The 22,055-nt window shown below is 38.0% G+C and carries 18 protein-coding genes; 3 read left to right on the top strand and 15 right to left on the bottom strand.

Going from position 1 to position 22,055, the window contains the following annotated elements; translation table 11 throughout:
- Window positions 1-206 precede the first annotated feature (206 nt).
- The 9 genes from GQR56_RS16160 to ccoN all read right to left on the bottom strand — a co-directional run bounded on the left by GQR56_RS16160 (window position 207) and on the right by ccoN (window position 8,208).
- Window positions 207-944: an FNR family transcription factor gene (locus tag GQR56_RS16160; protein ID WP_166113297.1), complete on the bottom strand. Its 738-nt coding sequence runs from the start codon at window positions 942-944 to the stop codon at window positions 207-209.
- Between the two features lie 67 nt (window positions 945-1,011).
- On the bottom strand, window positions 1,012-1,683 hold the full coding sequence (locus tag GQR56_RS16155) for a sulfite exporter TauE/SafE family protein (RefSeq protein WP_024610099.1): 672 nt from the start codon (window positions 1,681-1,683) through the stop codon (window positions 1,012-1,014).
- Window positions 1,676-1,843, bottom strand: a complete 168-nt coding sequence (ccoS, locus tag GQR56_RS16150) for a cbb3-type cytochrome oxidase assembly protein CcoS (protein WP_002963071.1) — start codon at window positions 1,841-1,843, stop codon at window positions 1,676-1,678. Before ccoS ends, GQR56_RS16155 begins: the two co-directional genes overlap by 8 nt.
- Entirely contained in the window at window positions 1,840-4,215 is a 2,376-nt protein-coding gene (locus tag GQR56_RS16145) for a heavy metal translocating P-type ATPase (RefSeq protein ID WP_166113294.1), read from the bottom strand. The genes ccoS and GQR56_RS16145 overlap by 4 nt, the downstream gene beginning before the upstream one ends.
- A gap of 8 nt (window positions 4,216-4,223) precedes the next feature.
- Window positions 4,224-4,715, bottom strand: a complete 492-nt coding sequence (locus GQR56_RS16140; protein ID WP_024610098.1) for a FixH family protein — start codon at window positions 4,713-4,715, stop codon at window positions 4,224-4,226.
- Window positions 4,716-4,864: 149 nt separating this feature from the next.
- Window positions 4,865-5,899 carry a cytochrome-c oxidase, cbb3-type subunit III gene (gene ccoP / locus GQR56_RS16135; RefSeq protein WP_166113291.1) on the bottom strand — a complete coding sequence of 345 codons (1,035 nt, stop codon included), beginning with the start codon at window positions 5,897-5,899 and terminating at the stop codon, window positions 4,865-4,867.
- Window positions 5,896-6,081: a cbb3-type cytochrome c oxidase subunit 3 gene (locus tag GQR56_RS16130; RefSeq protein ID WP_010554061.1), complete on the bottom strand. Its 186-nt coding sequence runs from the start codon at window positions 6,079-6,081 to the stop codon at window positions 5,896-5,898. Before GQR56_RS16130 ends, ccoP begins: the two co-directional genes overlap by 4 nt.
- A gap of 6 nt (window positions 6,082-6,087) precedes the next feature.
- Window positions 6,088-6,762: a cytochrome-c oxidase, cbb3-type subunit II gene (ccoO, locus tag GQR56_RS16125; protein ID WP_010554062.1), complete on the bottom strand. Its 675-nt coding sequence runs from the start codon at window positions 6,760-6,762 to the stop codon at window positions 6,088-6,090.
- Between the two features lie 12 nt (window positions 6,763-6,774).
- Entirely contained in the window at window positions 6,775-8,208 is a 1,434-nt protein-coding gene (gene ccoN, locus GQR56_RS16120) for a cytochrome-c oxidase, cbb3-type subunit I (RefSeq protein ID WP_024594372.1), read from the bottom strand.
- Window positions 8,209-8,549: 341 nt separating this feature from the next.
- Between ccoN and GQR56_RS16115 the strand changes: the two genes are divergently transcribed.
- The 3 genes from GQR56_RS16115 to GQR56_RS16105 all read left to right on the top strand — a co-directional run bounded on the left by GQR56_RS16115 (window position 8,550) and on the right by GQR56_RS16105 (window position 13,989).
- Window positions 8,550-8,975: a hypothetical protein gene (locus GQR56_RS16115; RefSeq protein ID WP_166113288.1), complete on the top strand. Its 426-nt coding sequence runs from the start codon at window positions 8,550-8,552 to the stop codon at window positions 8,973-8,975.
- A gap of 1,106 nt (window positions 8,976-10,081) precedes the next feature.
- A complete protein-coding gene (locus GQR56_RS16110; protein ID WP_166113285.1) occupies window positions 10,082-12,532 on the top strand; it encodes a TonB-dependent receptor in 2,451 nt (816 codons plus the stop codon).
- Window positions 12,533-12,636: 104 nt separating this feature from the next.
- On the top strand, window positions 12,637-13,989 hold the full coding sequence (locus tag GQR56_RS16105; RefSeq protein ID WP_024612888.1) for a hypothetical protein: 1,353 nt from the start codon (window positions 12,637-12,639) through the stop codon (window positions 13,987-13,989).
- Window positions 13,990-14,067: 78 nt separating this feature from the next.
- On the opposite strand, the gene GQR56_RS16100 is transcribed toward GQR56_RS16105, so the two are convergent.
- The 6 genes from GQR56_RS16100 to GQR56_RS16075 all read right to left on the bottom strand — a co-directional run bounded on the left by GQR56_RS16100 (window position 14,068) and on the right by GQR56_RS16075 (window position 21,579).
- Complete coding sequence (locus tag GQR56_RS16100; RefSeq protein ID WP_024612889.1) at window positions 14,068-14,319, bottom strand: lipoprotein; 252 nt, start codon at window positions 14,317-14,319, stop codon at window positions 14,068-14,070.
- Between the two features lie 18 nt (window positions 14,320-14,337).
- Entirely contained in the window at window positions 14,338-15,174 is an 837-nt protein-coding gene (locus tag GQR56_RS16095) for a peptidoglycan binding protein CsiV (protein WP_166113282.1), read from the bottom strand.
- On the bottom strand, window positions 15,174-18,647 hold the full coding sequence (mfd, locus tag GQR56_RS16090) for a transcription-repair coupling factor (RefSeq protein WP_166113279.1): 3,474 nt from the start codon (window positions 18,645-18,647) through the stop codon (window positions 15,174-15,176). The genes GQR56_RS16095 and mfd overlap by 1 nt, the downstream gene beginning before the upstream one ends.
- Before the next feature lie 167 nt (window positions 18,648-18,814).
- The gene (locus GQR56_RS16085; protein WP_166113276.1) at window positions 18,815-19,708 is read right to left on the bottom strand and encodes a carbon-nitrogen hydrolase; all 894 of its coding nucleotides are present in this window, start codon (window positions 19,706-19,708) and stop codon (window positions 18,815-18,817) included.
- Complete coding sequence (locus tag GQR56_RS16080; RefSeq protein WP_166113274.1) at window positions 19,708-20,760, bottom strand: agmatine deiminase family protein; 1,053 nt, start codon at window positions 20,758-20,760, stop codon at window positions 19,708-19,710. The genes GQR56_RS16085 and GQR56_RS16080 overlap by 1 nt, the downstream gene beginning before the upstream one ends.
- 210 nt (window positions 20,761-20,970) lie before the next feature.
- Window positions 20,971-21,579 (bottom strand): PilZ domain-containing protein, encoded by a 609-nt coding sequence (locus tag GQR56_RS16075; protein ID WP_166113271.1) that lies wholly within the window; start codon window positions 21,577-21,579, stop codon window positions 20,971-20,973.
- Window positions 21,580-22,055: the final 476 nt, after the last annotated feature.

Below are 22,055 nucleotides of genomic sequence, written 5' to 3'. Positions count from 1 at the left end.
GCGAAGTAAATTATACGAAGCCACCGCTCGCGTACGAAATTGAAATAATAGCAGCCCTTAATGATAAAGTAGTAAAGAAGTCACCATAAGTTATAAAATTAATATGTCAACATACTCAAATTTTAACTTTTTGGAGCGTATATTTCTCAAAAAATAGCCCGACATGTAATAACCTATGAATTAAACTATTTAGTTTAAATTATAGGCTAGCGAGGTTTAACTATTGCTGCGGTTTTAGCCAAGGCATCATTATCTAAAATAGTAATAAACTTACCTTCTACTTTTATTAAGTCAGCTTTTTGAAAACGACTTAATAAACGGCTAATCGTTTCTACAGTTAGACCTAAATAATTACCAATTTCGCCACGAGTCATTGTAAATCTAAATTCTTTACGCGAAAAACCACGCTCACCAAAACGCTCCGACAAGTTATAAATAAAACTAGCTAAGCGTTCTTCTGCTGATTTTTTATTAAGTAATAACAGCATTTCTTGATCGTAAGTAATCTCGCTACTCATTAAACGCATTATTTGTTGGCGAAGCTTAGGTAACTTACCAGCAAGTTCATCAAGGGTATCAAATGGGATTTCACATACCATTGAGGTTTCGAGTGCTTGGGAAAAACTCTGGTGCGCCATTTTACTTATCGCGTCAAAGCCTACTAAGTCGCCCGCTAAATGAAAGCCTGTAATTTGCTCATCACCTTGCTCAGATAGCGTGTACGATTTAAATGAGCCTGAACGTACCGCATAAATAGCTTGTAAAGGTGCGCCTGATTCAAATAAGTAGTCGCCTTTATGGAGTGGTTTTTTTCGCTCAATAATTTGGTCAAGCTTATCCATTTCTTGGCCATTAAGTGAAAATGGCAAACACAATTGACTAATACTGCAGTTATTACAGCTAATAGCACAATTACCTTTAGCGCGACTTTGAGTAAAATCCATAATTTAATCCGTTTAAATTTTTATACACGACTGCAAAATAACCTTAAAGGTTAATAATGCGGATAGATTAATGTACCAGTTTGTCAGTTGCAATAATCAATAAGTAGATACCATACCAAATTATAACACTGCCTAATACAATTCGGGTCCATGGATGGTTAATAATACTATTTAGTTTTTGTGCGGTAACGCCTAATGTGATCATCGCGGGAAAAGTACCCAAAGCAAAGCAAAGCATAACTAAGGCACCGTCAAGGGCACTTGGGCTGGTCATCGCCCATGTAAGCGCTGAGTATACAAGTCCGCATGGCAGCCATCCCCACAAAGCACCGTAACCTAGGGCTTTTAAAGGAGAGTTAATAGGCATTAAATATTTATTTAGTTTAACTATGTGTTGCCAGACTAAAGTTTTACCAGCTTTTTCTAACCATTGTAAGGTGGGCCCTAAGCGCATTATATAAACGCCAACGAGGAGCATAAAAATAGCAGCAATGAATGAAAGTACTAAAGAGAAGGAGGTGTTTTGCCTAGCAAATTGGCTGCTAATACCAGCAACAAGTGCGCCTGCAGCCATATAGCTCAGTGCACGTCCAATATTATAAGCAAATGAATAGGTAAATGCTTTACGTTTGTCACTTGCCAGTTGTAATGAGCTGGCAATACCACCACACATAGCAATGCAATGACCGCTACCTATTAGTCCCATTAAAAATGCGCTGGTATAAAGAGGGTCAATCATTACTTTTGTTATGTTGCTCTTTGTCGTCTTCAAACAAAATACTATGACCTTGCTTATTTAAATCTGAAAACTGCTCGCTTTTTACAGCCCAAAAAAACACACCAATAGCAATAATTACAAATAAAATGGCGATAGGGATCAAAATGTAAATTATGCTCATAACTTTAATAGCCTTAGTGAATTACTAATCACAATAATTGAGCTGGCAGACATGCCAATAACAGCCATCCAAGGAGCAACTAAGCCCAACGCTGCCAGTGGTAATATTGAAGCATTATACAATAAAGACAGCGCAAGGTTTTGCTTAATAATACGTCTGGTTTGTTTTGCTACATTAAGTAAGTGACCAATGGAGACTAAATCGCTATTAAGAAGCACTACATCGGCGCTATTTTTTGATATGTCTGCACCGGTTTCCATAGCGATAGATAAATGCGCACTGGCAAATACCGGGCTGTCGTTTACACCATCACCAACCATTGCAACCACTTCGTTTTGTGAAGACCATTGCTCAACGGCGGCTTGTTTATCTTGTGGAGAACATCCAAATTGGACACTTTCAAGTTTAAGTTGCTTAGCTACTTTTTGCCCAGCATCTGACGCGTCGCCGGTTAACATGTGGCACGTTAAGTTTTGCGATTGAAGTGAGTCTATAAGCTTTTTAGCATCGCTTTTCACTTTATCAACAAAGTAAAAACGTGCAACAACTAGTTTATTTATATACAAGCTTGCTTGTGCATTCGATTTTTTGCTATCAAACCAACCACTTTTACCAATTGCGTAATGATTAGTTGCATCTTGTGCGCTAATTCCCAGTCCTGGATGTACTTCAACGTTATTAAGACTGCGGTGAGCTGGCGTAAACTCATCAAATGCACTGGCGATAGGGTGCTCAGAATAACGCTCTAGCATGGCTGCCATATCTAGCACTTGCGCTTTTGTATACTGTTTATCGATTATATCTACTTCATCAAGGCTAAATTTACCTTGCGTGAGCGTGCCCGTTTTATCAAATGCAAATAAAGTAATTTGTGAGAGTGTTTCGAGCACATGCGCTTGTTTTATCAATACACCTTTGCGAGTAAGCGTTGCCACCGCACATGTAAGCGCGGTAGGTATAGCTAAGCTCAGCGCACACGGGCAGGTAGCAACTAAAACCGAAATGGTAATCCAAAATGCGTGTTCAGGATCAATTTGGTACCAGCCAATAGCTGTAAGTGAAGCAAATATAAGCAGGCACGCTATAAACCATTGCGCAACTTTATCTGTAATTTCAACCAGTTTAGGGCGTTTAGTTAATGCATTATGTTGCAAGCGTATAATTTGATTTAAAAGCGTATTTTGACCAATTTTATTAATTTTTATTTCAATAACGCCGTCGTGGTTAACGCAACCAGCATAAACACTATGACCAATAAATTTAGTTACTGGCTGATGCTCGCCGGTCATCATCGATTCATCAACTGTGGTTTTACCTTTAATAAGTTCGCCATCGGCAGGAATTGTTTCACCCGCTTTAATAAGTACTACGTCATTAAGTTTTAGTTTTTTAGCAGCAATTATAAGCTCTTTGCCACTTTCGTTAATGGTACGCGCTGTTAATGGCAATAGTTTTTGTAAGTTTGCAGTAAATTCACTGGCTTTTAAACGCGCTCTAAATTCAAGGTATTTGCCCAGTAACAGCAAAAAAGTAAACATACACACAGATTCAAAATAGACCTCGCCCACTTGCATAAATGTGGCGTAACAACTGGCACCAAATGCGCCAAAAATAGCGAGTGATACGGGTAAGTCCATATTGAGTTGCTTTGCTTTTAAGCCATTTATAGCATTGGTTAAAAAGGGCAGTGCGCTGTATAAAACAACGGGAGATGCAAGTATTAAACTTATCCATCTAAAATACTGCTCAAAATTACTATCCATGCCTGAAAACATGCCAAAGTACATGGCAAATGCAAACATCATTACTTGCATGGTCATTAAACCTGCAACACCTAAACGGCGAATATAGGCTTTTGCAGTTTGCTGTTTTTGTTGTGCTTCAATATCTGATTGAAATGGATAGGCTTTATAACCAATTTTGGCAAGTGCAGTAATAATTTCACTCAATGGGGTGCTGGTTTTGTCCCATTGAATCATCGCGCGGTTGGTCGATGTGTTTACATCAACACGTTTTACTGTGTTTAAGTTTAAGAGTTGCTTTTCGATAAGCCATGCACAAGCGGCGCAGGTTATACCTTCAACACTTAATAATACCTCTGAGATATTATCGTTAGTAGCTATAAATTCGTCTTGAATGTCTTCGTTATCATAACTTTTTATAAATGCGAGTTGTTCAGGTACCAACTGTTCGACCTTTCCGGCACGAACTGTTCGATATTTATAATAATCGGTCATACCTTGGTCAACAATATTTTGCGCAACAGCTTGGCAGCCAATGCAACACATTGGCTGGGCTTTATCGTCAATTATAACGCTTGCACTAAATCCGTTTGGCACACTCTCAAGGCAATGAAAACATGAGTTAGACATAGTTATGACTACTTATAGTTAGGATTAACTAAAACGGTTTCTTCCGTTGGTAGAATAATGTTTTCTTTTAGTTTCCAGCTGCCGTCTACTGGCTCAATAAATACTGAGTAGGCACCTTGCGTATACTTATCAAGTAATGCGGTAAATTCTTGATTGGCATTAGGTGTAAGTGTTGCTTCAAAGTCATGTGCTTTAATTGTACGGTGATAAAAAGATAGTTTTAATGCATGTATATTACTGGTGTCGCCTTTGGTAAATTTAAAGCTTACACGTTCGTTAGTGACATTTAAGTCGCCATGTAAATAAAGTGCTTTTGCTTTTTCGAACTTAGTAAGTTCTAAGTTTATCGCTTTACCTTTTTTGTAATAGTCGTCAACAACCATATCTGGACCGTTACCTATTGCCGTAATAAATAAGCTAATACAGCCAATAATGGCAACTAACGGAAAAAAGATTAAAAACCAAGGCCAAAAATTTTTATACCACGGAGTAGGTTGCATAGTGTCTCTAAAATTAGTTTAGGAAGGCTCATTTTATAGGAATTATACGTAAAAGACTAAAAAAAAGCCTCACAGTGGAGGCTTTTTTGATCTGGATTAATCTATTGAATTAAATAAATTAATTTATAAACACTTTGTTAACTACTTGCTCATTTATCTTGCGATAAGCTGTACACGTAAGCCGTTAACAGGTGAATTTTATCTTCACCTAAAATGTCTTTCCATGCAGGCATTACACCAGCACGACCGTGGTTTAGTGTTTCTTCAACAACGCGTTGAGAACCACCGTATAACCAAATGTTATCAGTCAGGTTAGGCGCGCCAAACGGTAGGTTATGTGCAACGGACCCTTTACCGTCAGCACCGTGACATGCGGCACACATTGCAAATTTAGCTTCACCTGCGGCTGCATCTTTTTGGTTAACAGTACGACCAGAAAGGCTCAGCACATGTGCTGTCATTTCTTTAACGCCTTGTTCGCCAAGAGCAGGACCCCAAGCTGGCATTGCTGCAATACGACCATAAAGAAGTGTTTCTTTAATTTTGTCAGGTGTTCCGCCATATAACCAATCTTTATCAGTTAGGTTAGGGAAGCCGGTACCACCACGTGCATCAGAGCCATGACATTGCGCACAGTTTTGTGAAAATAAACGCTGACCAATTTCAATGGCTACTTGACCATCTGTTTGCTCATGTTTATTACCATTATCAAGCGCTACTTGCTGCGCTGCATCACCTTCAAATTTAGAGTTAACTAAATCTAAAACGGGTACTTGTGCAAGTTTATTAAAAATAGGACCAAAGCGTTCTTCTGCAACTTCGTACTCTTTATCAAGTTTTACAAAGCGACCATCAGCTTTTGCCTCTGCAACTGCTTTTTTAGATTCAGCTAAAGACGTAATACCTTGATTAGAACTAGTCCATTTACCTAAACCTTCCCAGTTACCTAAACCTGGGTAAGCTGCTAGATAATATACAGCCCAAACAAAAGTCGCGAAAAACATGTAAGTCCACCATTTTGGTAGTGGATTATTTAGCTCTTCAATGCCGTCAAATTCATGTCCACAGCTTTCACCTTCTTTTACGCCTGCGTAGTTTTTTAAGTTCCAAACTAATAGGCCAAAGATGATGCATAAGCATGCAAGGGTTAATACAATAACCCAAATACTCCAAAAGCTAGTCATTTTTCAGACTCCTTTTCCTCGTTAGAGAGCGTGTTGTCATGTTTTTTTTCATCTTCAAAAATGGCATTAGCAGCGCTGTCAAAACGAGTTTTGCTTCGCTTGCTATATGCCCATGCAACAATCACAATAAACAATACTAAAATTACCAGAGTTAAAATGCCTCTGTATGTTCCGTAATCCATAATTTTTTACTTCAAGTGGGTACCAAGTTGCTGTAAATACGCGATGAGAGCTTGGATTTCTGTTGCGCCTTTGCCATCATTCATAGCATTAACTTTATCAACATCTGCTTGAAGCTCTGCATCATCGCCATAACCTAAACCCGGATGTTTTGGGTTTTCTGGGTTAATAGCAAAAGTATCACGGAAAAGTTGTAGTTTTTTCAGAGTAAGGCTTGTATCAACCGTATTCTCTGCTAACCAAGGAAAGCCTGGCATGTTTGACTCAGGAACCACAGCACGTGGATCAACTAAGTGAGCATAATGCCAATCGTCCGAGTAGCGCTTACCAACACGAGCCAAGTCAGGACCAGTACGTTTAGAACCCCATAAAAAAGGATGATCCCATACTGATTCGCCTGCTACAGAGTAGTGACCATAACGCTCAACTTCATCACGAAAAGGACGAATCATTTGTGAGTGACAGTTAGAACAACCTTCACGCACGTAAAGATCACGGCCTTCCATTTCTAAAGCGTTAAGAGGGCGTAAACCCTCTACTGGTTTAGTTGTATCGTCTTGAAACATTAGCGGAGTGATCTCAACTAACGCGCCGAAGCTAATAGCAAAAACAGTCAGAATAGCCATAAGGCCAACGTTCTTTTCTACTATTTCATGTTTGTTTTGTGAATTTTTCTTGCTCATCATCTCACTCCGTTATGCTAATTGTGCTTGCGCGTCTAGTTTCAGAGATTCTTTCTCAGCTGAAATAGTGCGGTAAACGTTATAAGCCATAACTAACATACCTGTTACGATGAATACACCGCCTACAAAGCGCATGATATAGAAAGGATGCGACGCTTCTAAAGACTGCACAAAGCTGTACATCAATGTACCGTCAGCATTTACTGCGCGCCACATTAGACCTTGCATTACACCTGAAATCCACATTGCAACGATGTATAAAACTACACCTACAGTGTGTAACCAGAAGTGGGTATTAACCAATTTAACGCTATACATACGACCTTGCGCGAATAACGCAGGAATTAAGTGGTAAATAGCACCAATTGAAATCATAGCAACCCAACCTAGTGCACCTGAGTGTACGTGACCGATTGTCCAATCTGTGTAGTGAGATAACGCATTTACAGATTTAATTGCCATCATAGGACCTTCAAACGTAGACATACCGTAGAAAGACAATGAAACAACTAAGAAACGTAATACTGGGTCTGTACGTAGTTTATGCCACGCACCAGATAGCGTCATAATACCGTTGATCATACCACCCCAAGACGGTACAAATAGGATAATAGACATAACCATACCTAAACTTTGCGTCCAATCAGGAAGCGCTGTGTAGTGAAGGTGATGAGGACCTGCCCAGATATATAATGAAATTAGCGCCCAAAAGTGAACTACCGATAAACGGTATGAGTACACTGGACGACCTGCTTGTTTTGGTACAAAGTAATACATCATACCCAAGAAACCAGCAGTAAGTAGGAAACCTACAGCGTTATGACCGTACCACCACTGAACCATCGCATCTACCGCACCTGCATAGATTGAGTATGATTTAGTTAACGACACAGGCACTGCCATGCTGTTTACAATATGAAGCACTGCAACAGTAATAATAAAGCCAGCGTAGAACCAGTTAGCAACATAAATGTGCGACACTTTACGCTTGATTAAAGTACCAAAAAATACAACGGCGTAAACAATCCAAACCACAGCGATTAAAATATCGATTGGCCATTCAAGTTCTGCATATTCTTTTGAGCTAGTAATACCTAAAGGTAGCGTTATTACTGCTAATACGATAACTAGCTGCCAGCCCCAAAATGAAAAGGCGGCGAGTTTGTCTGAGAAAAGACGCGTTTGACAAGTACGTTGTACGACGTAATAAGACGTCGCAAAAAGTGCACTGGTACCAAATGCGAAAATTACTGCGTTCGTGTGTAACGGACGTAGTCGAGAGTAAGTTAACCATGGTGTATCAAAGTTAAGTGCTGGCCAAGCTAATTGGGCAGCAATCAGAACCCCAATACTCATGCCAACGATGCCCCAAATCACTGTCATAATAGCGAATTGGCGTACAACTTTATAGTTATACTCAGTTTGTGATGCTACTGTTTGGCTCATTTTCTGGCTTCCGCTGCAATAAATGCGTTTAGAAATGAATTACCCACTTTAAAAAGTGGGGCCTACTATTACTTCACAAGTTTGTTGCCTAAAATGTTCAAAGCATGAATGCTTCAGAAAACAAACTCGAGAAACCCTTAATTTTTGCGGGTGAAATGATAAATTTTTTGGCCTAAAAAAGATAGGTCAATTACATAATATTATGACATCAATCAAACTTTGTGAGCTTGTTGTTTATTTTTTGATACAGTTTGTGCCTAATTTGCTCTAATCGTAACACTTGCACTTGTTATTTATAGTCTCGATTATTAGTATTTGCTTTTATTTATGGCGCAATTGTTATGTTTATATATAGGTTAAGTTTATTTGTGATGCTGATTTTTATATTAACAGCATGTGATTTTTACAAAAATGACGACACTCAACTGCTTAAAAATACACAATGTAAGCCTAATTTACCATGCACTTTTTCAAGCGGTGTTAAAGTATGGTTAAGTAATCAGACGCTTTCACCCGAAACGCCGTTTACAATCTTTAGCGATTTACCAAAAGGATTACATATTTCTGATGCTAAATTAAAAGGTATCACTATGTACATGGGTTACATTCCCCAGCAGTTTAAAAAGCAGGGTAATATTTGGCAAAGCGACACTATGGTTGGGATTTGCTCCGAAAATAATATGCTTTGGAATTTAGAGCTCACAGTAATTGACGAAGTAAGCAAATTTGAGCAAGTACATAGCTATTATTTTTACGTAACGTATTAAAAATCCAACTTAATAAAGCTCATCAGCCTTTGCTAGTTTTAATATCATAAATTTGTACGGCAGGCTTTTGGGTTCGATCACTGTATTTTTAGGTTGTTATTTTAAGCGGTGTTATTTTTTGATAAAAATGGCTTATAAATGCTGCTAATAAAAACGTTTCATTCAAATTAAAGCATTTGCCTAAAGTTAGCGATAAAGTACACAGATGATTTTATACCGCGATAACGCTTACGTGTCATATTAACTGCTTTAAACTACTTTTTATATTTGGGCGTGTTGACTCTCAATTTAGAAGGAAGGTGCAGCGTGATATTTGTATCTTAGTAGGCTTGGTAACTTCTTATGCTTACTCTACTGGCTACACCCATGAAAAATCTAACAAAGCTCATGTATTCTGCTCACGCTTGTCCCTCACTTTATATTTAAGCACCAAATAGTTAATTGCACCTAGAGGTTGCGGGCAACGCTTGTTTAACCTTTTTGCGCCGTCATTTCCTATTTATAAGGAATAACTTTATAAAAGGTGATGACGCATAGGCTTCGCCTGCCTAAAAATTAAAACACGCCCGTAAATTTAACCTTGAAAGATAAACACAGTCCGGCAGGTCTAATAGAGCTTATTTACAAGGGTTTAAAATGTGTATATTTAATCCTCACTGAACAAAAAAGCACCCTATAAAAATCATAGAATCAGTTAAAACAGACTATTTAAGCGGTATTAATGAATAAACATGGTTAGTAATTAACATTTTGTTTTACGGTTTTAATAATGCGCTGTGATTAAGTTGTTAATTTTTCTAAATTTGGTACAACGTTCGATTAATTACATTTAATCACAAACTGTACTAGTTTGATTTCATCTGTTTTTAATATGTATCAAATTAATCTTAATGCCATGAATATACGATGTATTTATTAATTAACACTGAAACAAGTGGTAACCTTTGTACCTATAACGGTTGTTTCGTTTTTGTTGATGACATAAATCAACCGCTCGTTAAGTTTTCGTTCAGTTAATTGAGCCTAACTTGCCCTCCTGACTCACAATTCTTATAAAAAGTGAGCATTACCAATAAAGGTAAATTTCCAACAAGTAGGGTCTATTCATGAAAAAATCAACTCTTGGTTTGGCTGTAATCGCGGCAATCCCAATGTTCTCAAGTGTGCAAGTTCTCGCTGCTGACGAAGCGGCACAATCTATTGAAAAAATTCAGGTAACAGGTTCACGTATTAATCGTACTGATATGGAATCTGCTAGCCCAATTACGGTTATTGGTGATGACTTTATCGCAAAAAGTGGTTTCACATCGGTTGCTGACATTCTTTCAACTCAGCCATCAGCGGCAGGTATTAGCCTAGGCGCTTCAAGTAATAATGGTTCTGGCGGTTCAGCAACAGTAAACTTACGTGGTATGGGTTCACAACGTACGTTAGTACTACTAAACGGTCGTCGTATGGTTTCTTCAGGTACTGGTGCAGATTCGTCTGTTGATTTAAATACCATTCCTGTAGCAATGATCAAATCTATTGAAATCTTAAAAGATGGTGCATCTGCAGTATATGGTTCTGACGCCATTGCCGGTGTTGTAAACATTATTACAAAGAAAGATTTTGAAGGTTCAGAGCTTAATGTTGAAGGCAGTCGCACTACAAAAGGTGACGGCAATAACTACGGCGTTAGTTTATTACATGGAATGAACATTGCTGATGGTAACCTTGTAATAGGTGCTCAGTACTCAAACCGTGGTGAAGTAATTCAATCAGACCGCACATTTGTTGCACCAGGTGAATCATCATTCATTCCTGAAGGAACACTTAATGGCAAAACTTACCAAGGTAATGGCGTTTTTGAAGATAGAACGACATCTTACGATTTCACAACATCAAGCTACGCTCAAACTCCTAATGAGTTATACAGCTTATTTACTAGCTATGATAAAGAGTTAGATTCAGATACTACTTTTAACGTTGATTTGATGTACACGCGCCGTGAATCTAATCAGCAACTTGCACCACAACCAGCAAGTATTGATTTAACTACTTCTAGCCTAGATTCAATTTACACTGAAAGCTTTCGCGATGCAGACACAGGTCTTCTTGATGACTCTTTAGAGTACAGAAGAAGAATGGTTGATGCGGGTCCTCGTATTTATGAGCAAAAAACTGACACTTACCGTGTATCTGTTGCATTACAAGGTTTATTAGATAACGATGCAAGCTGGGATGTAAGTGCAACTTACGGTCGTAATGACTCAAAAGATTCAGTTCAAAACTCAATTAATGCAAGTCGAGTTGAAGAAAGCATTTATGCAAACCAAGCTCTTTGGTTTAGCGGTGATTCTCTAGATCGTAGCTTATTAACATCTAATGATTCAATTTACACTGAGTCAAACGAAGGTGGTAACGAGCAGTTTATCCTTTCAGCTGGTTACAGCGCAGTGACAGAAAGTGATATTGGTTACGCTATCGGTATTGAGAATCGTTTTGAAAGCGGTTACTACACACCGGATTTAATTACTCAAGCGGGTGAAAGTACAGCTGCACAACAGGATCCAACTGAAGGTGATTATTCAGTACAATCTGTTTACTTTGAAACATCTATGCCAGTATTTGAGACCGTTACTTTAGAAGGTGCAGCTCGCTACGATAATTACTCTACTTTTGGTGGCGAAACAACGTGGAAGCTTGGCGCAACGTGGAACGTAACTGATGAGTTTATGGTACGTTCTGTACTAGCAACAGGCTTTAGAGCACCTAACGTAGCTGAATTGTTTGGTGGTAACTCAGGTTCTTACGATTACCTAGCTGATCCATGGGGCAATGAGCAAGATGCTCAAATACTTGTAAACTATACAAGTGATAACGATTTACAAGCAGAAGAAAGTCGTTCATTTACTTTCGGTATGGTTTGGGAAGTAGCTGATGGTCTATCAAGTACTTTAGATTACTGGAAGTTTGATATCACGAATGCTATTACGCGTTTAGATGTTCAAAACGAAATGAATAACTGTTTTGCAGGTGATGCAGAATCATGTTCATCAGTTAATATCACGCAGGCAGGTGATTTATCTAACTTGAGCTCAGCACTTACTAACGTAGGTTCTCAAAAAACATCAGGTGTTGATTGGAATATTAGCTACACTGCTGATAACTACCGTATAAACCTTGATACAACGTATTTAATTAAATTTGAAGAAGATGACATTAATTACACAGGTACTATTGATGGAAACATCGGTGGTTACTCAAAAATAAAGTCAAATCTTTCAGTTAATTACGATATCACTGATTCATTAAATGTTCTTTATAACGCACGATTCCTTCGTGGTATGGATGGTGATTACTACGGTGAAAACTTTAGCACTGACAACGTTATTTATCATGATATTTCAATGAGCTATAACTTGAATGATGCATTAAGATTAACGGGTGGTATGAACAACATATTTGATAAAGAGCCTGAAGAAGTATTAGGCGGTAACGATATGGGTACTGTTCCAGAAGTTTATGATGTAATTGGTTCACGTGTATTTGCAAGTGTTAACTATAAGTTTTAATTAGTACATTAATCTTATTAAGGCTCAGTATTTACTGGGCCTTTTTTATTGAACAAAACGTAGGAGGCAAGTACACTTAAGAAGAATATTAGAAGGAGAACTGATTGTTAAAACAAGACGAAAACTTATCTTTTGTCATTGAACCAGAGCTAAATCCTCGCTCTGAGCAGCGTATTGACCTGTATTTTTCGATTCCGAACGAAATGGGAATTAATCCGCAAACGCTCACTGAAGAATCTTATTTCAATAACCACTTCAAATCGCATTTAGCCTATAACGCCAACAACATACATTTGCCTTTAGTGCGAAGTCGTTTTGTTAGTAAAAACAAAGGCGAGCAACAAGATTACAGGCAGAACTTGAATTTATTTTGCTACCAAGTACGTTTAGCACTCGATGCAGATATAAAAGATGCGTTAAAAATTGATGAGGCTGAAGACTTTTTTAAGCGTGCAAATGAAGTATATGAACAAAGTGAAGGGTTACTAAAAAAATTACGCCGCTATACACCTGATGATGAAAAATTACTCCCCTTTTTTACTAATGCTGACAACTATTTAAGTTGGCATGTTGAGCAGTCATTTTTAAAGCTTTTAGATGAAGGTCCGCGCAGTAGTGACTTTGCAAAAGAACGTAACGATTTACTGCAGTTTTGCAAAAATGAAAATACCTATCGTGGCGACAAAAATTACAATTCAGAAACCACCATACAAGACGCTAATCGAATAACAAATAAAATGCGCTTGTTACAACGTTTAATTGAGCATGGGGTTATACTACAGAGACAAACTCGCTTTTTGAATAGCTACCTTAAGCGTTTAGTTAAAGGCACTGTAACAGCCGTTATAATGGCTTTTGTGATGTTGGTAATATTAAATGCCCGCTCAAGTTTTACCGAGGTTACAGCCACCCTTATTTTAATTTTAGGGGTTATTTACGGATTACGTGAAATATTTAAAGAGGATATAACGCGAGTTATCTGGCGCGCAATTGTGCAAGGGCGACCTAAATGGCGGTTTACGTTCAAAAATAGTATTACGAAAGATAAAATAGCGAGCCAATTCATTTGGCTTGAATACACGCGGTTTAAAAAAATACCGAAAGAAGTTAAATCTATTTTTTCAAAAAGACGCCATCAAAATAAGCAAGCAGCGCAATGGCTTCATTTTGCCAGTGAGACTCGCGTAACAGCAAAAGAGTTTTTACCTGGTTACGATACTCTACAACATAATCTACAATTTAGCCTTGCGCCGTTTGCTCGTTATTTAAAACGTGGTGAGGGTAAGTTATACCATCTAGATAGTAACAAAATATCTAAGCAAGCCGTTGAAAGGCGTTACCAACTAAATATGGTTTTAGTATTAACAGAAGACGATAAAAAATTATATCAGCGTTATAAAATTACATTAAACCGTAGTAAAATCGTTAATATTGAGCTTATTTATTCTAATAAATAAAAAAGGGGGATAGATTAAAATCTATCCCCCTTTTTTGTAATAGTAACCCATCTTTGAATAGGTTACTTACAGATCAAATTACTTGGTTAAACCATGCTTACTGTATAAAGTTACTTTATCTGATACTAAAGTGATTTCGATATTTTTAGCTTCATCGCCCCAAACACAGTTTGTATGTAAGGTTTTTTCTACACAGTTATCAGCACTACCTAAAATTGTTTCAACTTCAGTTTTGTCCATACCAATTTTAACTTTTTCGTAGTTCTCTAAGTTTACTTTTGAGCAAGCTGCAAGACTTAATGTTGCTGCGATGATCAGGAGTTTTTTCATTGTTATATCCTATTGGTATTAGTGATTAAATTTTCTTATTTGAACAATCATACCCATACGAGGGTGATCAAAATAATGTACTTCGCCGCTAATTACGCGTCTAAACTGTGAAAAACGGGCTGATTCTATATCACCATTTTCAAGTTTTTGACTAATATCGAAGTCAGCAGTTATATATAAATAATGACGCAAGTGAATTTTAAATAATCCATCAAGCTCCCAATTAACAGTTGGTTGATCAGGGTCTATAAATAATTCAGGTTTTGAATTAAGTAAACTTACAAAATCAGGATTTGTATAGCTTGGTATATTATTCGTATCATTTTTAATATGCTTGCCAGCAATTAAGTGTACGCTCGGTGCGCGTGACTTACTTTGTCCCTCAAATCGCCAGCCAGTATGCAAAATAGGGGTTAGCCCCTTTCTATCAAGCGCTTTGCGTTGGGCATTAAACTTAAGCTGATTAGGCGATAGTAAATAAGCTTCACTCATACCTTGCTGTGAAGGTGCAAGTGGAATAACCGGCAATTCATCGTAACTTTGCATATAATCAGTGCTGTCGTTACAAACACCTGAGCGTGGATTTGCATTAACTAAAGAGTCGGTAAATGAGTGTTTTTGAAAGCGTGCATCGCCGTTGATGCAGGCTTCTTTAGCTTCCTCAGTATAAAGAGGCGTTAGTAAATCTAACGTGTTTTTATCTTCAATAACATCATGTTTAAGGCTAAAGTCTTCTTGTAGATACGGAGCAGGTCGTTGCTTATATACTAACACTTCCACTTCAAACCAACGCTCAGCCAAAGCAGTACTGCTAAATAAGCAGCATAGAACAATAAGCGATTTTTTAAGCAACATTAATGACTAACCTTTTTTTCGAAATCTGCAATCATTGCAGTGACCATTTTCAAGCGTTCGCGAGCATTAGCTTCACTAATAACGAAGCGCAATTTATTTGCGCCATCCATTTTATAAACACGAGGCGCACTTTGTATCAAACCAATAATGAAGCTAGGATTAACCTTAGTGTCTTGACTAAACTCAAAGTAACCACCTTTAGGGTTTGCTTCAATTTTTGTTATGCCTAAATTACTTGCCTGCATTTTTAATTGCTGCAAGCTAAATAAGTTTTTAGCTGCATCAGGTAATAAACCAAAGCGGTCTATTAACTCTACCTGTAGCTCATCCATATCATCAAGACTAGCACAACTAGCAACACGCTTGTACATTCCTAAACGCGCATTAACATCATGAATATAATCATCAGGTAACAGAGCCGGTAGTTTTAAATCTACTTCGGTTTGTTTTTGGAGTAAGTTTTCAAGTGTTGGTTCTTTTCCTTCACGTAGTGCTTTTACGGCTTGTTCGAGCATTTCCATGTATAAACTAAAACCAATAGTGTGCATTTGTCCTGACTGATCATCACCTAATAATTCACCCGCACCACGAATCTCTAAATCGTGAGTAGCAAGTGCAAAACCTGCGCCTAAATCTTCTAACGATTCTATTGCTTGTAAACGCTTACTCGCATCTTTGGAGAGTGACTTAGGATCACCAGTTAATAAATAAGCATAAGCTTGATGATGGCTTCGACCAACGCGTCCTCGTAACTGATGCAGTTGAGCAAGCCCTAGCTTATCGGCTCTATCCATTATAATAGTGTTAGCAGTGGGTACATCTATGCCAGTTTCTATAATTGTTGTACACACTAATACATTATGTTTTTGGTGATAAAAATCAGTCATAATTTGCTCAAGCTCACGCTCGCGCATTTGTCCATGAGCACTTGTTACATTCGCTTCTGGAACCCATTCACTAATTTCTTGCGCTACTCGCTCAATGGTTTCGACATTGTTATGCAAAAAGTACACTTGACCACCACGTTTAATTTCACGCAGTACTGCTTCGCGGATTAGATCGGCATCACGTTGACGTACAAACGTTTTAACGGCTAAGCGTTTAGCAGGCGGGGTTGCAATGATTGATAAGTCCCGCATGCCACTCATAGCCATATTGAGTGTTCTTGGTATTGGAGTTGCGGTTAATGTAAGTATGTCTACATCTGCACGCAGTGATTTAATTTTTTCTTTTTGACGCACACCAAAGCGATGTTCTTCATCAACAATAAGTAAACCTAAGTCGCGAAAATTTATGTTTTGCTGAATAAGTTTATGTGTACCAATAACAATATCGAGTTTACCGTCAGCCATTCTATCAAGCGTGTCTTTTTGCTCTTTAGTTGAGTTAAAACGCGAAAGTACACCCACTTCAATTGGAAAGTCAGCAAAGCGGTCTTTAAAGTTTTCAAAATGCTGTTGAGCAAGTAGGGTAGTTGGCACTAAAATAGCGACTTGCTTGTTGTCGTTTACAGCAACAAAGGCTGCACGCATAGCCACTTCTGTTTTACCAAAACCTACATCGCCACACACTAAGCGATCCATTGCTTGTTTAGATTGCATATCGCCTAACACGGCTTCTATGGCATTGCGTTGATCATCCGTTTCTTCAAACGGAAAACTATCACTAAATTGACGATAGGCTTGAGCATCAAGTGCAAATTTATTACCTGGTTTTGCTTGGCGCTGTGCGTAAATATCAAGTAGCTCTGCAGCAACATCGCGTACTTTTTCAGCCGCACGTTTTTTTGCTTTATCCCATGCATCTGAACCTAGTTTATGCAGTGGTGCGCTTGCTTCTTCGCCGCCAGAGTAACGGCTAAGCATATGAAGTGCAGATACAGGCACATACAGTTTTGATTCGTTTGCATAAATTATTGTAACAAACTCGGTAATTACACCAGCAGCATCAATGGTTTGTAGACCTTGATAACGACCAACACCATGATCAAGATGTACAATAGGCTGACCTTCTTTAAGCTCAGCTAAATTACGAATAAGCGCATCTTGGCTGGCTTCGTATTTGTGCTTACGTCGTCTGCGCTGAGATACTTTAATACCCAACAGTTCTTGTTCGGTAATTATCGACAAGCTTGGTTTAGTGCCAAGTACTACGCTTTGTTCAAGTGGGCTTACAATTAAACCTACATCACTTTCGCTTTGTGTAAATTGTTCAAGCGTTTCAAATTCTTTAAATTTTAATCCGCTAGGCTTTAATATACTCAGTAAAGATTCGCGGCGTCCATCTGATTCAACACTTAATAAAATACGGCCTTTTTTCTTTTTTTGTTCTGCCACATAACTTATAAATGCGCCGTAGGGTTCATGTTGCTTATGATCAATACGAATAACGGGTAATTCTGTTACGTTTAAGTTTTTATTACCGGCTTTAGTACCAAGTTTTGCAAGCGACAGGCGAATACGTGCAAAGTGCCCTAAATTAGAAAACAACTCGTCAATAGGTTGGTAAAGCGCATTGGGTTCTAATAATGGACGAAGTGGGTCAACACGACGATTTTCATAACGTACATTTACATCGTGCCAAAAGTTATCAGCAGCATGCTCTAAATCACCTAAATGCATAACCGTTGTTGAATCCGGCAGGTAATCAAAAATAGTCGCTAATTTTTCAAAAAACAGCGGCATATAATATTCAATACCAGCGGGCCAGTTACCTTTACTGACTTGCATGTAAACAGAGTCTTGCTGAGAACTTGCACCAAACTTTTCACGGTAGCTTATTCTAAAGCGTTCAATATCGGCTTCGTTGGTTGGAAACTCGTGGGCTGGAAGTAGTTCAATTTTATCTACTTTTTCATCAGAGCGCTGCGTCTCTACATCAAACAGGCGAATAGTATCGAGTTCATCATCAAAGAAGTCGAGCCTGAATGGATGCGGGCTTCCCATAGGAAATAAATCAACAATAGAGCCACGAATTGCGTATTCGCCGTGCTCCATTACTTGCTGAACATTTAAATAGCCAGCTTGCTCTAAGTTTTGACGAAAATTATGTGTATCAAGTTTATCACCAACCTTAAAATTAATAGTTGAGCCATAAATAAAAGAAGCAGGGGCGGTGCGCAACATTAAGGTTGATACAGGTACAATTAACACGCTTTTTTGTTCGTTTTTTAAGGTGTTTAATGTCGCTAATCTTGCTGAAATAATATCTTGATGCGGAGAAAAATGATCGTACGGTAAAGTTTCCCAATCAGGAAATATCATTACTGGATTATCAGGTAATAAATATTCTAATTCGGTTTCTAGGCGCAGTGCGCTTGGCGTGTCGGGAGTGACTATTAACACCAAGTTTTCTTGTTTTTTTACACCCTCAGCAATCGCAATACTTAAACCACTTCCGTTAAGCTGCCCCCACTGAATTTTATCTTTTTGAGATTTTACCCAAGGCAAGGCTGCCCATTGCTCAAACGCCATTTATTACTCCATTTATAAATTGGCTCAAAAGAGCCAATTATATTATTTCACCTGCAATCGGTTTAAGAGATTTACTAAGTATTGAGTCATAACGATATTTAAATTTATTTTTCTTTAGCACTAAAATAGCTGCTAGAGATAGATTTATTATCTAGAGTTCAGATTACTTAGTCGCGGTATATTTTTGCTAAGTCTTTATAGTGATCAATTCGTCGGTCACGTAAGAACGGCCAGATACGTCTTACGTTTTCTGAGCGTTTTTGATCAATTTCTACCACTAAAACTTGCTCATCAGTGTTATTTGCTTCGCCAAGCATTTCACCTTGAGGGCCTGCAATGAAAGAATTTCCCCAAAACGCAATGCCATCGCTTTGCGTACTTGGGTCATTTTCATGACCTACTCGGTTACAACTAATTACTGGTACGCCATTGGCAACAGCATGCGCACGCTGTGAAATAACCCATGCGTCTTTTTGACGAGTTTGCTCAGCAATGTCGTCGTTAGGATCCCAACCAATAGCGGTTGGGTAAATTAGTATTTCAGCGCCAGCCATTGCCATTAATCGAGCTGCTTCAGGAAACCATTGATCCCAACATACTAATACGCCCAATTTACCTACAGAGGTCTGTATAGGCTCAAAACCTATATCACCAGGGGTAAAATAAAACTTTTCATAAAAGCCAGGGTCGTCAGGAATATGCATTTTTCGGTATTTTCCAGCAATACTGCCGTCTTTTTCAAGTACTACAGCTGTATTGTGATAAAGACCTGTCGCGCGTTTTTCAAAAAGTGATGCAACTATAACAATGTTTAGTTCTTTAGCTAGTTCGCCTAATGCGTTACTGCTTGGACCTGGAATTGTTTCAGCTAAATCAAAAACATCGACATCTTCTGTTTGGCAAAAATACAAACTACGATGTAATTCTTGTAATACAACTAACTTGGCGCCTTTATCGGCAGCTTCACGAATACCGGCAACAGACTTTGCTATATTTTGCTCGGCACTAGTGCTATTGCTTTGTTGCACTAAGGCAACAGTTAATTTTTCAGGGCTTGTCATTATGCTGCTCCAGCTAAAAATCCACGAGGTAACTGCATTGTAATACAGTGCAAACTGCCAAACTGTTCAATAATTGGCAAACAATTAACACCTACTACATTGTGCTTAGGGTACGCTTTTTGAACCTGTGTTAGAGCGAGTTCGTCGTTTGCATCAGCGTAAATTGGTACAAGTACAGTGTTATTAATAATTAAGTAGTTAGCATATGTGGCAGGTAAACGAGTTTGTTCATTGTCGTAAACTGCTTTAGGCCAAGGTAATTCAATTAAACTATATGGGGTGTTATCAGCTGTTTTAAAGCTTTGAAGCTGCTTTTCCATCGCGTTAAGCGCGTTGTAATGCTCATCGCTCTTATCATCGCATTTAACATACACAAGCGTATTGTTTGGGGCAAAGCGCACTAATGTATCAATGTGGCTGTCAGTGTCATCGCCAGCTAAATAACCGTGATCAACCCATAAAAAGTGTGTTGCTCCTAAATGACTTTTTAAAAGTGTTTCTATGTCATTTGGGCTTAAATTAGGATTACGGTTTTTATTAAGCAAACATTCGCTGGTTGTAAGTAATACACCATGCTCGTTTATTTCAACGCCACCACCTTCAAGTACAAGGTCAAGCACTTGATATTGATTTTTTTTATCACTAAGTGCTTTTACTAAAGTGTGATTTATTTGATTATCAAGCTTACTTTCAAACTTATTGCCCCAACCATTAAAGGTAAAGTCATAAATTTTTAGCTGGTCTGCATTATCAAGTGCAGAGCAAGTAAGTGGACCATGATCTCGAGCCCACGTATCATTTGTTGGCGTAACTACAAAATGAACACGCTCTAAATTAATTTCAGCTTTATTTAATAGCGAAATAATATACGTTTTTAAAAGTTCATTATGAGCCACAACAACAAGTTGCTGTTGCGCGGTGATATGTTTGGCAAGTTCAATGTAAACAGGCTCAACATGAGCTAAATTATCAGCCCAGTCGGTGTCTTTATGTGGCCAAGTTAGCATAATTGCATCTTGCTCAGCCCATTCTGGTAAAAGTCTAAAGTTCATGGATTTTTTATACAAATTAAGATGATGCTAGTTTAGCATTTCAAATATACCCAAGCCACTTCAAAATACGTACTTTAGTTGGAATTAAAAGCAATTAAGAAATTGCCTTACTCCAAGTAGTAAAGGCTCTATAGCTAAAACAGTGAATGCATTATTAATCGGTTTTAAGCCAATTTATAAAGCGCTTTAAGTAATTATTGTAAATGTTTTTTATTTATCTTCGGCTTCTTTACTTGAGGGTAACTCAAGCTCTTGGCGTTTTTTTAGCTGACGAGTTTGTGCATGTAAACTAGCTCTTACTATAAGTTCTTGATCGCTATCTCTTATTGCAACAAATAATAATGTGTATTGGTAATGTTCATTATCTATTTTTTCAACAGCGACCACTTCGGTATAACAATACACTGCAGAGGCTTCGTTATGTAAAAACAGTTTGGTTCTAAACGCTTGACCAATAGAGTGTACGTCGGGTGAAGTAAAACGAATGCCGCCGCCACCGTAACTGTCGCATTGAATATGATTATCTTGTGCTTGCTCTGAGGCTAAAATATGGCTCATTATTAAATCAATTTTACGCGATTGAGCCTGTAAAAAAGCCGCTAACTCTTGTGCCATATCGCCTAAATTACGAAGTGGACGCAAAGAGCTTTGCTCTAATTCACTTACTTCGTTAGCTAATTTAAATAAAGGGGGAATGTCGTCTTCAAGTTCGAGTTGCGACTTAGGAACTTGCTTATTGTCGACAGTAAATAAATTAACTCTAATACTTTCATCAATTTGAAAGTATTGTTCAAACTCACCTAATCTTTGACTTTTCATTACACTCTCCACAACGTATTTAACCTGAACTTTGCCTAAGATGTTTACTAACATATTAAACTAGAAGGATATTTAATTTTTTCTCTCGCTAAATATTTTCAGTGAGAACAAGGTGAATTTACGTGTTAATAGCGGGGCTATTGCAAGTATATTAACGCAGTTAACGCTGGAAATAGCTGCTTGAGATAGATTTATTATCCAGAGCTCAGATTATTTAATAGTAGCGCTCTCGATACTAAATTACTAGCGTGTAGTTTTACCGTAAATAATGCTTAAAGTATTACTTACGATGATGTTATTGCACATAAAAAAGCGGCTAATGTTGTTTTAACATTAACCGCTCGCATATTAATTTAAATACTTAGCTACTAACGTAGGCTGATTAGGGCGTGTTGATCTTTGCGGTATAAAAAACAAACAGCATGAGGATAAGGTATAATTGAATTCGCTAAAAAACGTTACACCGAACCCTCATG

Origin of the sequence: Pseudoalteromonas sp. Z9A5, from assembly GCF_011378875.1 — a bacterium.
GTDB lineage: Bacteria > Pseudomonadota > Gammaproteobacteria > Enterobacterales > Alteromonadaceae > Pseudoalteromonas.
This window is presented reverse-complemented; position numbering and strand designations above follow the sequence as displayed.